This is a genomic window from Streptococcus oralis (genome assembly GCF_964238205.1).
Lineage (GTDB): Bacteria > Bacillota > Bacilli > Lactobacillales > Streptococcaceae > Streptococcus > Streptococcus oralis_CZ.
This window is the reverse complement of sequence record NZ_CAXSLF010000003.1, coordinates 232,680-246,112: the sequence shown is the minus strand read 5'-3', so window position 1 is coordinate 246,112 and position 13,433 is coordinate 232,680. Positions and strand designations below refer to the sequence as shown.

Genomic DNA, 13,433 nt, shown 5'->3' with positions numbered 1-13,433 from the left:
GTGACTCCAGAGAAACCAGTGACTCCAGAGAAACCAACCTCTGCTAAAGAAAATACTCCTCAGTTGCCAAATACTGGTACTGAAGATCATACTAGCTTAGCAGCACTTGGACTTCTTGGAGTAATGAGTGGATTTGGACTTGTAGTTCGTAAGAAAAAAGAAGATTAAAATAAAAATTTAATCCTATTGAAATTACTTCGGACTAGATGATAGAGTCTATAGCATTAAGAGGACAAACATTTTAAGAATGTTTGTCTTCTTTTTAGTTATCAAATTTGGTATTCAATATTAGCTTACAATACTTTATAGAGATAATTTTGTATGTGTAATACTCAAAATGAATCAAACTTTAATTTTTATGTGGAACACTTTATGCAATTGAAAATATACTCTCAAAGAATATTCAAAATTAAAATAATAATACTTGGAAATACTAGCTAAAAACTAACTCTAGAATGTCAAAAATTTACTAAATTTTCCTGAGTAGACTAAGATAGAAAATTATAAAAAATGTGTTTTAGCCAGATTTATCTGCATTAGTCTAGCTTTTATCAATGGAAAATGTTATAATAGACTGTATTTAAAAAAATTTTAAGGAGAAATGACAGAATGTCTGTATCATTTGAAAACAAAGAAACAAACCGTGGTGTCTTGACTTTCACTATCTCTCAAGATCAAATCAAACCAGAATTGGATCGTGTATTTAACTCAGTAAAGAAATCTCTTAACGTTCCTGGTTTCCGTAAGGGTCATCTTCCACGTCCTATCTTCGACCAAAAATTTGGTGAAGAGTCACTTTACCAAGACGTTATGAACGCTCTTTTGCCAAACGCTTATGAAGCAGCTGTAAAAGAAGCTGGTCTTGAAGTCGTTGCACAACCAAAAATTGACGTAACTTCTATGGAAAAAGGTCAAGACTGGGTTATCACTGCTGAAGTTGTTACAAAACCTGAAGTTAAATTGGGTGACTACAAAAACCTTGAAGTATCAGTTGATGTAGAAAAAGAAGTAACTGATGCTGACGTTGAAGAGCGTATCGAACGTGAACGCAACAACTTGGCTGAATTGGTGATCAAAGAAGGTGCTGCTGAAAACGGCGACACTGTTGTTATCGATTTTGTTGGTTCTATTGACGGTGTTGAATTTGACGGCGGAAAAGGTGAAAACTTCTCACTTGGACTTGGTTCAGGTCAATTCATCCCTGGTTTCGAAGACCAATTGGTAGGTCACTCAGCTGGTGAAACTGTAGACGTTATCGTAACATTCCCAGAAGACTACCAAGCTGAAGACCTTGCTGGTAAAGAAGCTAAATTCGTAACAACTATCCACGAAGTAAAAGCTAAAGAAGTTCCAGCTCTTGACGATGAACTTGCAAAAGATATCGACGAAGAAGTTGAAACACTTGCTGAATTGAAAGAAAAATACCGCAACGAATTGGCTGCTGCTAAAGAAGAAGCTTACAAAGATGCTGTTGAAGGTGCAGCAATCGATAAAGCAGTTGAAAACGCTGAAATCGTAGAACTTCCAGAAGAAATGATCCACGAAGAAGTTCACCGTTCAGTAAATGAATTCCTTGGAAACTTGCAACGTCAAGGTATTAACCCTGACATGTACTTCCAAATCACTGGAACTACTCAAGAAGACCTTCACAAACAATACGAAGCAGAAGCTGAGTCACGTACTAAGACTAACCTTGTTATCGAAGCAGTTGCGAAAGCTGAAGGATTTGACGCTACTGACGAAGAAATCCAAAAAGAAATCGAGCAATTGGCTGCAGATTACAACATGGAAGTTGCACAAGTACAAAGCTTGCTTTCAGCTGAAATGTTGAAACACGATATTGCAGTGAAGAAAGCTGTTGAATTGATCACAAGCACTGCAACAGTAAAATAATCTGAAAAGATAAAAAGCCCACCGGATTCGGTGGGTTTTCTTATACTTTATTTTCCGAAAATCTCCTGCAGGTCTTCTTGGCTAATCCCAATCATGGCTGGAATATTAGACCAGTTGTCCTCGGTTAGGATGTAGGATTGTTCAATGTCTGTTGAAGTGGCAGTATCAGTAGCAAGTTGGGTTGTTTCCTCGGCGCTCTCCATTAAGTCAACGAAACGTTCAATTAGATAGGTCTTACGAGCTGTTCCGATATGTTGAGTTGCATAGTCAAAGGCCTGTAATTCACCTAGCAGGATTAGTTTACTTTTGGCACGAGTGATAGCAGTGTAGATGAGATTACGCTCTAACATGCGCTTGCTTGCACTGGTGATAGGTAGAATAACGACGGGAAACTCGCTACCCTGAGACTTATGGATACTCATGGCATAGGCTAGGCGAATCTTGTACCATTCATTTCGAGGATAGGAGACCTCATTGCCGTCAAAATCGATGACAATTTCATCTTGCTTGGATTCAGTGTATTTTCCTGGAATCAAGTCTGTGATGTAGCCTAAGTCACCGTTAAACACATTGACCTCTGCATCGTTGACTAGGTGAATGACCTTATCTCCTGTTCGATAGTGACACTGAGGAGCTTCAAAGCTAAGCTGGTCTTTTTGTGTAGGATTGAGTAGGTCTTGCATGAGCTGGTTGATGGCATCAATACCAGCAGTTCCACGGTACATAGGGGCAAGAACTTGAATATCACGAGCAGGGATGCCACTTCTGATAGCAGCACCTAGGATTTTTTCAATGCTAGCAGGGATATGGTTACTAGCGATTTCAAAGTAGGAGCGATCTGCTTTTTTCTGGGTAAAATCTGCAGGCAATATTCCCTGACGAATCTGACTTGCAAGAGTGACAATGGTTGATTCTTCGCTCTGACGGTAGATTCTTTCCAAACGTGTTTGAGGGATGGTTGGTATCTGGAGCAAGTCGGCTAGGACTTGACCAGGACTGACAGAAGGTAACTGGTCACTATCTCCAACGATGAGGATTTTACTGGTAGAGGAGATATTGGAGAAGAGCTGGTTGGCTAACCAAGTATCTACCATGGAAAACTCGTCAACAATGATAAAGTCAGCATCCAGATAATCTTCCAGATGGCTGGTATCGTCGTCTCCAGTCATACCCAAGTGGCGGTGAATGGTTGCACTTGGTAGTCCTGTCAATTCATTCATGCGACGAGCTGCGCGACCGGTGGGAGCAGCTAGGAGAATGGGCAGATTGCTCTTTTTCTTGAGGTCTATCCCTTCTAAGAGAGCATAGACAGCGATAATGCCGTTGATAACAGTAGTCTTACCTGTACCAGGTCCACCTGTAAGGATAAAGACCTTGTTCTGGATAGCATCGCAGATGGCCTGTTTTTGAATGCTATCATACTCAATCCCCAGTTCTTCCTCAACAGTTGCGATATGTTCTTGAATGGTTTCTAGATCCTGTTTTTTACTCTGCCCTTTTTCGAGGATTCTGATGAGATGGCTGCGAATCCCTTCTTCTGCAAAAAAGAGGCTATTATCAAAGATTTTGGTATCAATCTGCTGGACCTTATCTTCTTCAATCAGATAAGCAAGTTCTTGGGCAACTTGACTTGGATCTAGTTCGACTGGACGGGAGGATTCTAGAAGATTGAGGGTTTGCTCCAACAAGTCTCTAGCTTCCATATAGGTATCTCCAGTTTCCATGCAACCTTGAAAGAGGCTATGGACGAGACCCGCACGGAAGCGTTCGGGAGCTTGGCTCTCAATCCCCAATTCTTGGGCCAATTGGTCAGCGATGGTAAATCCCAAGCCCTTGATATCCTCAACCAGTTGATAGGGATAATTCTCGACAATCTCTAGCGTTTCTTCCTTGTAAAAATCTTGGATCTGAAAGGCTAGTTTATTTGGGATGCCGTAATTAGCCAGTTTGGCTAAGACCATCTCTGTTCCGTAATTAAGACGAAGAGTTGAGACGAAGGCTTCACGATTTTTAGCAGAGAGTCCGGAGATAGACTGGAGTTTGTCTGGATTTTCTAAGATTTTGTCAATAGTGTTATCTCCGTAAATATCCACAATTTTCTGAGCTGTTTTGAGTCCAATTCCCTTAAAATGGCTACTGGAGAAATACTTGACCAAGCCCTTACTAGTCGGCTTGGCTCTCTCATAGCGAGTCATTTGTAGCTGTTCCCCATACTTGGAGTGTTGGACAATTTGTCCCCAAAAGGTGTATTCCTCTCCTTCAATGATATCAGCCATGGTACCTGTGACAATGATTTCATAATCATCAAAGTCTTCAGCATTGGTATCCTCAATATCTAGGAGTAAAATACGGAAAAAATTGCTGACATTTTCAAAAATAATGCGTTCAATGGTGCCTGAAAAATAAACTTCCATAAAATTCCTTACAATAATTTCTGAGAAAATTTATCCCAGATTTAGTCAAAATAGAATGAGAAGAGGCTGAGATAGAAAATTCTCGGCCTCTTCCTAGTTTTTAAAATGTTCCGATACGCTTGAGTGGCCAGAAGCGGAATTTGGCTTCTCCGGTGATATCTTTTGCCTTAAAGGTACCAACATGTCGACTGTCGCTAGATACCAGACGGTCATCACCCAGTAGGAGGTATTCCCCCTCTGGTACAGTGAAGGTAAAGCTAGTGTTGTAATTAACATCTAGGGTAAAGGCCTGAGCCTTTTGAGCTAAAGTTCTAAAGTATTCTCCCTTTTTACCATCCCAACCAGTTCCAGTATAGGTGCTCTGGAGTTTATCTTCCTTGAAACGCTTGAGGTATTCTGCTAAATAGGGCTCATCAGTTTCTTGACCGTTAATATAGAGTTTATCGTTGTCATAACGAATGGTATCTCCTGGCATACCAATGACCCGTTTAACGATATCCTTGTTCCCATCGTCTTCATGAGCAACCACAATATCAAAACGATTGATTGGGAGATGTTTAACCACAAAGAGGATTTCTCCATCTGCCAGGGTAGGATCCATAGAATGTCCTTCTACGCGGACATTGCTCCAGAGAAAGAGACGGCTAAGACCTACTAGTGTAATAAGTAGGAAGATAACTCCCCACTCTTTTAAAAACGATTTTAAATATTTCATAATTTACCTTTCTAGCATTTTTTTTGCTTTTTCAGTATTTTTAAAGTGTAGTTTGGCGCAGAAGTTGAGTCCCTGCATACCATAAGCTTTGAGGATTTGGCTAGCTACCTTATCAGAAGCTGTTCCAGCCCCGCTTGGAAGTTGATAACCAAGTTCTCTACCCAGATTTTCGAGATTTTCTAGAAAGAGATCACGCGCAATGATAGAACTTACTGCGACAGCCAAGTACTTACCTTCAGCTTTTTCCTCTAGGCTGACTGGATTAGAAAAATGATTGGCTTCATTTTTTAAGTACTTCTCATAGTTTTGAGCACTCGTAAAAGCATCGATCACAATCTTTTCTGGCTGGACTCCCTTTTGTAGGAGGAGAAAAATCGCTTGATTGTGCAGAGCTACCTTTACGGAAACGGCATTGTAGCGCTCTCCGATGACTTCATTATACTTACTTGGAGAAAGAAGAAGCGCTTGGTGCTGGATTCTCTCCTTAAGCAGAGGGGCAAGCTGACGAATCTTTTGGTCTGTCAGAGTCTTAGAATCCCCTACACCTAGTTTTCGTAGGAAGTCATGTTGGTCAGGAGTCACAAAGGATGCTACTACAGCCAGACCACCGAAGTAGGAACCATTCCCCACCTCATCTGTTCCAATCAAGGGGAAATTTTGTCCGCTAGTTCCTTGACTGACTTGATAACCAAAAAAACTGGTATAGTTTTCAGCCATTTCTCCCTGAAGCAAGACTTTTCCAGAAGTGTAGATGGAGACACTAGCTTGGGGAAGCTTCAAAAAGTAGCGAATATAAGGATTTTTACTAGGAGTCAGTGCCTGTTCATATTTCTGAACAAAGGCTTGAATTTCCTTTTCACTCGGGGTTAATGTAATACTTGCCATAGTTCTTATTGTACCATAAAAGCTGTAGAATTGGTAAAAACTGACAAACTTAGTGAAATTTGGTATAATATCGTGAGGTGAATTTTATGGCAAATTTAAATCGATACAAGTTTACATTCGGCAAAAAAACATTGACCCTAACAACTGAGCATGACAACCTCTTTATGGAGGAAATTGCCAAGGTCGCAACAGAAAAATATGAAGCAATCAAAGAACAAATGCCTGGAGCGGATGATGAGACAATCGCTATTTTATTAGCAGTCAATAGCTTGTCAACTCAACTCAGTCGTGAGATTGAATTTGATGATAAGGAGCAAGAATTAGAAGCTCTCCGTCATCAGGTTGTAGCAGCAAAACAAGAACAGAGCAAGATTGAGGATTCCCTATGATTTCCGTCCTTCTCTTATTGGTTCTTGCATGGAGCTTTTATATCGGTTATCGTAGAGGATTAGTTCTACAGATTTATTATTTTGTAGCAACTGTGATTTCAGCTCTTCTTGCAGGCAATTTTTATCAATCTTTAGGGAAACAATTTGATTTGTTGATCCCATATGCAAGTCCACAGGAAGGACAGGGAACCTTCTTTTTCCCGTCAAATCAACTTTTCCAGCTGGACAAAGTCTTTTATGCAGGTCTTGGTTACCTCTTAGCCTTTACTATATTTTATTGCATTGGTCGTTTGCTGGGTCTCTTTCTTAATCTTCTACCGACTAAAAAGCTAGCGTGTCAATATTTCCGTATAGGCGCAGGAGTTTTATCAGTGGCTGTGACCTTATTTGTCCTCCAGATGATACTGACCATTCTTGCGACTGTTCCTTTACAAATTGTTCAAAATTCACTTGAAAACAGTTTTGTAGCCAAACATATTATCCAGAGTGTTCCAATCACTACTCATATGATTAAACAACTCTGGGTAACCAAAATAATCGGATAAAAAGGGCGGGAACTATTCCTAGCCTTTTGTTTACAATTTTATACTCTTCGAAAATCTCTTCAAACCACGTCAGCTTCGCCTTGGATTATATATGTGACTGACTTCGTCAGTCTTATCTACAACCTCAAAGCAGTGCTTTGAGAAACCTACGGGTCGCTTCCTAGTTTGCTCTCTGATTTTCATTGAGTATCAATAGTTTAGGAGCCTTTTTGAAAAGAGTGATAATTTGAAAAATTCGTTCGCTCATTACGAAGGAAAATAAAATGAATAAAAAGATACTAGAAACATTAGAATTTAATAAGGTCAAGGCTTTATTTGAGCCTCATCTTTTGACGGAACAGGGATTAGAGCAGTTAAAAGAGCTAGTCCCAACAGATAAAGGAGACAAGATTAAGCAAGCTTTTGCAGAGATGAAGGAAATGCAAGAACTCTTTGTCGAGCATCCTCATTTCAGCATTTCTGCAACAAAAGATATTGCAGCGACCTCCAAACGTTTGGAAATGGGTGCTGATCTCAACATCGAGGAATTTCTCCTTCTCAAACGTGTCATCTTTGCCAGTCGTGAATTGCAGAATTTTTATGACAATCTTGAAAATGTATGTTTAGACCACCTAGCTAACTGGTTTGAGAAACTTCATGATTTTCCACATTTACAGGGAAATCTACAAGCCATCAACGAAGCTGGATTTATTGAGAACTTTGCTAGTGAGGATTTGGCACGAATCCGTCGAAAAATCCATGATAGTGAAAGTCAAGTCCGTGATGTCCTGCAAGACCTTCTCAAACAAAAAGCTCAGATGCTGACAGAAGGTATCATCGCAAGTAGAAATGGTCGCCAAGTTCTTCCAGTTAAAAACACCTATCGTAACAAGATTGCTGGTGTGGTTCATGATATCTCTGCCAGTGGGAACACTGTTTATATCGAACCTCGTGAAGTAGTTAAGCTAAGTGAAGAAATCGCAAGTCTTCGTGCAGATGAACGTTATGAGATGCTGCGTATCCTCCAAGAACTCTCTGAACGAGTAAGACCACACGCAGCTGAAATCGCCAATGATGCCTGGATTATCGGACATTTGGACCTGATTCGTGCTAAGGTTCGCTTTATCCAAGAGACGGAGGCAGTAGTACCTCAAGTGTCTGAGGGACAGGAGATTCAACTGCTTCACGTTCGTCATCCTCTTGTAAAAAATGCAGTCGCAAATGATGTGCACTTCGGCAAAGAATTAACAGCTATCGTCATCACGGGTCCTAATACGGGTGGTAAGACCATTATGCTCAAGACCTTAGGTTTGACCCAGTTGATGGCCCAGTCTGGTCTACCAATTTTAGCTGATAAGGGTAGTCGTGTAGGGATTTTCGAGAAGATTTTCGCAGATATCGGAGACGAGCAGTCCATTGAGCAAAGTCTCTCAACCTTCTCTAGTCATATGACCAATATCGTCGATATTCTGGGTAAGGTCAACCAAAACTCGCTCTTGCTACTTGATGAGCTTGGAGCAGGAACAGATCCCCAAGAAGGTGCAGCCCTTGCCATGTCTATCCTAGAAGACTTACGCCTGCGTCAGGTCAAGACCATGGCAACCACTCACTATCCTGAACTCAAGGCCTACGGGATTGAAACGGCCTATGTTCAGAATGCTAGTATGGAATTTGATACAGCTAGCCTGCGCCCAACCTATCGCTTTATGCAGGGAGTTCCAGGTCGAAGCAATGCCTTTGAAATTGCCAAACGTCTAGGCTTGTCAGATGTCATCGTAGGTGATGCCAGCAAGCAGATTAATCAAGACAATGATGTCAATCGCATCATTGAGCAATTGGAAGAGCAGACACTTGAAAGTCGTAAACGTCTTGAGAATATTCGCCAAGTTGAGCAAGAAAACCTCAAGATGAACCGTGCGCTTAAAAAACTCTATAACGAGCTCAATCGTGAGAAAGAAACTGAACTCAATAAGGCGCGAGAACAAGCTGCTGAGATTGTTGACTTAGCACTAGCTGAGAGTGATGATATACTTAAAAATCTTCACAGTAAATCTCAACTAAAACCACATGAGATTATTGAAGCCAAGGCTAAACTCAAAAAATTAGCTCCTGAAAAAGTTGACCTTTCTAAAAACAAGGTCCTCCAAAAGGCCAAGAAAAAACGAGCTCCAAAAGTTGGAGATGATATTATCGTTTTAAGCTATGGTCAACGAGGTACCTTGACCAATCAACTCAAGGATGGACGTTGGGAAGCACAGGTTGGCTTGATTAAGATGACACTTGAGGAAAAAGAGTTTGACTTAGTTCAGGCTCAGCAAGAAGCGCCAGTCAAGAAGAAACAAGTTAACGTCGTCAAACGTGCAGCAGGAAAAGGTCCACAAGCTCGACTAGACCTTCGTGGCAAACGCTACGAGGAAGCTATGGAAGCCTTGGATGCCTTTATCGACCAAGCCCTGCTCAACAATATGGCTCAAGTGGATATCATCCATGGTATCGGTACAGGAGTCATCCGTGAAGGGGTAACTAAGTACCTACAAAGAAATAAACAGGTCAAGAGCTTTGGCTATGCACCACAAAATGCAGGCGGATCTGGCGCAACCATTGTAACCTTTAAGGGATAAAGCGAAACGAATGAAAATTATAAAAAATTTTCTGAAAATAATTGACAAGAGCTAAATTTTCTTGTAAAATAAGAAAAAATTAAATACAACACCGAATGAAGTTTAATAGAAGTGGAAAGGCCTTTGACCTTCCATGACTGTAAATGGACGGAACTCTGGAGAGACCGTAAAGGCACCGAAGGGGCAAGGCAGGCAACTGCTCAAACTCTCAGGTAAAAGGACAGAGCAATGATAGAGCGCTTTTTGGCATTTATCGATGCATTCCAGAGTACATGTTTTTAACATGTGCTCTTTCTTTTGGGGTTGAATAGATAGGAGAAAAGGATGTTAAATTTGCTAAAAGAGCTGGATGCTCTGGTATGGGGCCCACCCCTTTTAATTTTATTGGTTGGTACAGGGATTTACTTGACTCTTCGTTTAGGGCTTTTACAAATCCTGCGTCTTCCTAAGGCCTTCCGGCTTATTTTTACCAAGGATAAGGGGCATGGAGATGTGTCGAGCTTTGCTGCCTTGTGTACAGCCCTAGCAGCAACTGTTGGTACAGGAAATATTATCGGGGTGGCAACGGCTATCAAGGTCGGTGGCCCAGGAGCTCTTTTTTGGATGTGGGTGGCTGCTTTCTTTGGAATGGCAACCAAGTATGCAGAAGGCCTACTTGCCATTAAATACCGTACTAAGGATGATCATGGTGCGGTAGCAGGAGGACCGATGCACTATATCCTTCTAGGGATGGGCGAAAAATGGCGCCCTCTTGCAATCTTCTTTGCTATAGCTGGAGTATTGGTTGCACTTTTGGGAATCGGTACTTTTACCCAAGTGAATTCTATTACAGAATCCGTTCAAAATACGGCTAGTATTGATCCGACAATTACTGCACTTGTTTTATCTATTTTTGTAGGGATTGCAGTCTTTGGTGGACTTAAGTCTATTTCTAAGGTGTCAACTACAGTTGTTCCCTTTATGGCTATTGTCTACATCTTGGGAACCTTGACAGTCATTTTCTTTAATATCGATAAAGTACCGGCAACACTTTCACTGGTTCTCACATCAGCTTTTAGTCCCATAGCTGCAGTGGGAGGATTTGCAGGAGCTAGTGTTCGGATGGCTATTCAAAATGGTGTGGCGCGTGGTGTCTTCTCAAACGAGTCTGGATTGGGTTCAGCTCCCATTGCGGCTGCGGCAGCTAAGACCAACGAACCGGTGGAGCAGGGGTTGATTTCCATGACAGGAACCTTTATTGATACCTTGATCATCTGTACCTTGACTGGTTTGACAATCTTAGTGACTGGGGTTTGGAATGGTAATTTAGATGGCGTTGCCCTCACTCAGTCCGCTTTTTCTACAGTATTTTCTTTCTTTGGACCTGCTCTTTTAACGGTCTTCTTGGTACTCTTTGCCTTTACTACGATTTTGGGATGGAACTATTACGGAGAGCGTTGTTTTGAGTTTCTCTTTGGCGTTCGCTTTATCTGGCTTTATCGTGTGGTCTTTGTACTCATGGTCTTGCTGGGAGGATTTATCGAGCTGGATATGGTCTGGGTCATTGCGGATATTGTTAATGCCCTCATGGCTCTGCCAAACTTGATTGCACTCTTAGCCTTATCACCAGTCGTTATCGCTGAGACTAAGAAGTATTTTGGTAAATAATGTAAGATTGATATTACCATTTATAGATAAGACTAGCATCTGTTTGTGAGATGCTAGTTTTTTCACTACTAGGGCTAGTCTTTTATTTTATACTCAATGAAAATCAAAGAGCAAACTAGGAAACTAGCCGCAGGTTGCTCAAAACACTGTTTTGAGGTTGTGGATAGAACTGACAAAGTCAGTAACATATATACGGCAAGGCCACGTTGACGCGGTTTGAAGAGATTTTCGAAGAGTATTATGTCATAAGATGAATGAAATTCAAGAGTACTTCTTTTATGATATCCTTTATTTGCACTATTATTTATTGTATAATAGTCAGCATAAATCTGTTTTTATTCTTACCAGTCTTGCTTCGTATATATGCGAAAGAGAAATAAACAGGAGGTGTTTATGTCAAAAGATATTCGAAAACTAATGCTTTCACAGGGGATTGCGAATTTAGCAGATGTCTTTTTTAGAGTCATTGTGATTGCAAATGTGTTTATCTTATCTGGTTCGGTTATTTCAACTTCCCTAGTGCCAATTCTGATAGGTCTATCCTCCTTTTTAGCCAGTTTCCTTGTCCCGTTAGTAACAAAGAGAGTAGCTTTAAATCGTGTTCTTTTTTTGACTCAATTGGGTAAGACGATTCTGCTAGCCATTTTGGTTTTTCTACTCAAGTACACTGGAAATATCTCTATCCCTCTTTTATACGCTATTGTCACTTTAATCTCCATTTTGGATGGTTTTGCAGCACCTGTTTCCTATGCGATTGTTCCACGCTATGCAAGAGATTTAGCTAAAGCAAATGCAGCCATCTCAATGAGTGGTGAAAGTGTACAGCTAGTTGGTTGGGGTTTAGGAGGCTTCTTATTTGCGAGTCTGGGAATGAATCCTAGTCTGCTCATTGTGTTAGTCTTGTTTACAATTTCTACGATTTTGATGTTTGCTTTACCACTTGTCGAAAAAGAAGAGTTGTCCTCTGAAACGAGTTTTGAGACGCTTACAAAAGGTTGGAGACTGGTGGTTAAAAAATCAAGATTACGCTTTATTGTCCAGGCCAATCTTTTAGAAATTTTAGCCAATGCTATCTGGGTATCTTCTGTTTTACTTGTTTTTGTGACTGAGATTTTACATCAGTCAGAAAGCTATTGGGGCTACGTCAATACAGCCTATTCCTTGGGGATTATCTTGGGAGGAGCTATTATCTTCCGTCTAGCAGAGAAAGTTGTTACCTATAAATATCAAACTATGATCTTTTCTTTGTTATCAACAGCACTAGTAACTCTGTTGATAGTATTATTTCCAAATGCACCTGCTTTTCTATTCCTATCTCTAGTAATTGGTTTTCTATCTCAGATTAAGGAAGTCCCTGAGAGTGTATTATTACAGGAATCGGTTGATGAGAAGGAACTTGTAAATGTTTACTCCGTTATTGAAGTTGTCTCAACATTGGCCTTTTCTGCCTCTGTTTTTCTAATGAGTTCCATTACAGAATATTTTGGTGTATTTACTGGTTTTGGCCTGGCTATATTCTACTTGCTAGTAGAGTCCATCTTAGTTTTAAGAAACAAGCATCAGATAAATTAACAGTTATGATCACACATCTGGTGTGATTTTTTGTTTTCATAAAAATTTTTTATCAGTGCAATTTAAAATATATATTATGCAAGGTATAGATTCTGTGTTAGACTTATTGTCAACGAAAAGCTAATGAGTCATCAATCAAGGCAAGGATTTGTTCAATAGGCTGATGAGATTTCGTAAGATTTTCGCAGAAACTATTTAATTACAAAACGAAAAGAGGTCCCCTTATGACAACATTTACTATCCACACAGTAGAATCAGCACCAGCAGAAGTGAAAGAAGTTCTTGAAACGGTACAAAAGGACAACAATGGTTATATCCCAAATCTTATCGGTCTTTTGGCCAATGCCCCTACAGCCCTAGAGGCTTATCGCACTGTTGGAGCTATTAACCGTCGCAATAGTCTAACACCTGTAGAACGCGAAGTGGTGCAAATCACTGCAGCTGTAACCAACGGTTGTGCCTTCTGCGTCGCTGGCCATACAGCCTTTTCTATCAAGCAAATCCAGATGAACGATGACCTACTTCAAGCCCTTCGCAATCGTACTCCAATCGAAAGCGATCCTAAGCTGGATACTCTAGCTAAGTTTACCTTGGCAGTTATCAATACCAAAGGGCGCGTAGGAGATGAAGCTCTTGGAGAATTTCTTGAAGCAGGCTATACACAAGAAAATGCCTTGGATGTTGTTCTCGGTGTCAGTCTAGCAAGTCTTTGTAACTATGCCAACAATCTAGCTAACACACCGATTAATCCAGAATTACAACCTTATGCATAA

Annotated in this window: 11 protein-coding genes and 1 riboswitch; of the genes, 8 read left to right on the top strand and 3 right to left on the bottom strand. The window is 40.6% G+C overall.

The window, feature by feature from the left end; all coding sequences use genetic code 11:
- Positions 1–168: LPXTG cell wall anchor domain-containing protein (locus tag ACESOD_RS06340; RefSeq protein WP_444861160.1), on the top strand; the 168-nt coding region annotated here is incomplete at its 5' end.
- A gap of 441 nt (positions 169–609) precedes the next feature.
- The gene (gene tig / locus ACESOD_RS06335) at positions 610–1,893 is read left to right on the top strand and encodes a trigger factor (protein ID WP_320693237.1); all 1,284 of its coding nucleotides are present in this window, start codon (positions 610–612) and stop codon (positions 1,891–1,893) included.
- A gap of 47 nt (positions 1,894–1,940) precedes the next feature.
- Here tig and recD2 read toward each other — a convergent pair whose 3' ends face one another.
- The 3 genes from recD2 to rnhC form a co-directional block, all read right to left on the bottom strand.
- Entirely contained in the window at positions 1,941–4,307 is a 2,367-nt protein-coding gene (gene recD2 / locus ACESOD_RS06330) for an SF1B family DNA helicase RecD2 (protein ID WP_373094542.1), read from the bottom strand.
- A 100-nt stretch (positions 4,308–4,407) separates the two neighbouring features.
- Positions 4,408–5,022, bottom strand: coding sequence for a signal peptidase I (lepB, locus tag ACESOD_RS06325; protein ID WP_373094541.1), 615 nt, complete (start codon positions 5,020–5,022; stop codon positions 4,408–4,410).
- A 3-nt stretch (positions 5,023–5,025) separates the two neighbouring features.
- Entirely contained in the window at positions 5,026–5,907 is an 882-nt protein-coding gene (gene rnhC, locus ACESOD_RS06320; protein WP_373094540.1) for a ribonuclease HIII, read from the bottom strand.
- Between the two features lie 86 nt (positions 5,908–5,993).
- Here rnhC and zapA point away from each other — a divergent pair, with 86 nt between their 5' ends.
- The 6 genes from zapA (at position 5,994) to ACESOD_RS06290 (ending at position 13,433) form a co-directional block, all read left to right on the top strand.
- A complete protein-coding gene (gene zapA / locus ACESOD_RS06315) occupies positions 5,994–6,296 on the top strand; it encodes a cell division protein ZapA (RefSeq protein ID WP_000002025.1) in 303 nt (100 codons plus the stop codon).
- Positions 6,293–6,841, top strand: a complete 549-nt coding sequence (locus ACESOD_RS06310; protein WP_373094539.1) for a CvpA family protein — start codon at positions 6,293–6,295, stop codon at positions 6,839–6,841. Before zapA ends, ACESOD_RS06310 begins: the two co-directional genes overlap by 4 nt.
- Before the next feature lie 263 nt (positions 6,842–7,104).
- Positions 7,105–9,441, top strand: coding sequence for an endonuclease MutS2 (locus tag ACESOD_RS06305; RefSeq protein WP_373094538.1), 2,337 nt, complete (start codon positions 7,105–7,107; stop codon positions 9,439–9,441).
- A gap of 145 nt (positions 9,442–9,586) precedes the next feature.
- Positions 9,587–9,675, top strand: a riboswitch (glycine riboswitch).
- A gap of 90 nt (positions 9,676–9,765) precedes the next feature.
- Positions 9,766–11,088 carry an alanine/glycine:cation symporter family protein gene (locus ACESOD_RS06300; RefSeq protein WP_373094537.1) on the top strand — a complete coding sequence of 441 codons (1,323 nt, stop codon included), beginning with the start codon at positions 9,766–9,768 and terminating at the stop codon, positions 11,086–11,088.
- A gap of 393 nt (positions 11,089–11,481) precedes the next feature.
- On the top strand, positions 11,482–12,660 hold the full coding sequence (locus tag ACESOD_RS06295; RefSeq protein WP_373094536.1) for a ryptide export MFS transporter: 1,179 nt from the start codon (positions 11,482–11,484) through the stop codon (positions 12,658–12,660).
- 224 nt (positions 12,661–12,884) lie between these two features.
- Positions 12,885–13,433: a carboxymuconolactone decarboxylase family protein gene (locus ACESOD_RS06290; RefSeq protein WP_045763587.1), complete on the top strand. Its 549-nt coding sequence runs from the start codon at positions 12,885–12,887 to the stop codon at positions 13,431–13,433.

What these genes read in the sequence shown, in the direction of transcription:
- tig (WP_320693237.1), top strand. Translation starts at nt 610, where the DNA reads ATGTCTGTATCATTTGAAAACAAAGAAACAAACCGTGGTGTCTTGACT.
- recD2 (WP_373094542.1), bottom strand. Translation starts at nt 4,307, where the DNA reads ATGGAAGTTTATTTTTCAGGCACCATTGAACGCATTATTTTTGAAAAT.
- lepB (WP_373094541.1), bottom strand. Translation starts at nt 5,022, where the DNA reads ATGAAATATTTAAAATCGTTTTTAAAAGAGTGGGGAGTTATCTTCCTA.
- rnhC (WP_373094540.1), bottom strand. Translation starts at nt 5,907, where the DNA reads ATGGCAAGTATTACATTAACCCCGAGTGAAAAGGAAATTCAAGCCTTT.
- zapA (WP_000002025.1), top strand. Translation starts at nt 5,994, where the DNA reads ATGGCAAATTTAAATCGATACAAGTTTACATTCGGCAAAAAAACATTG.
- ACESOD_RS06310 (WP_373094539.1), top strand. Translation starts at nt 6,293, where the DNA reads ATGATTTCCGTCCTTCTCTTATTGGTTCTTGCATGGAGCTTTTATATC.
- ACESOD_RS06305 (WP_373094538.1), top strand. Translation starts at nt 7,105, where the DNA reads ATGAATAAAAAGATACTAGAAACATTAGAATTTAATAAGGTCAAGGCT.
- ACESOD_RS06300 (WP_373094537.1), top strand. Translation starts at nt 9,766, where the DNA reads ATGTTAAATTTGCTAAAAGAGCTGGATGCTCTGGTATGGGGCCCACCC.
- ACESOD_RS06295 (WP_373094536.1), top strand. Translation starts at nt 11,482, where the DNA reads ATGTCAAAAGATATTCGAAAACTAATGCTTTCACAGGGGATTGCGAAT.
- ACESOD_RS06290 (WP_045763587.1), top strand. Translation starts at nt 12,885, where the DNA reads ATGACAACATTTACTATCCACACAGTAGAATCAGCACCAGCAGAAGTG.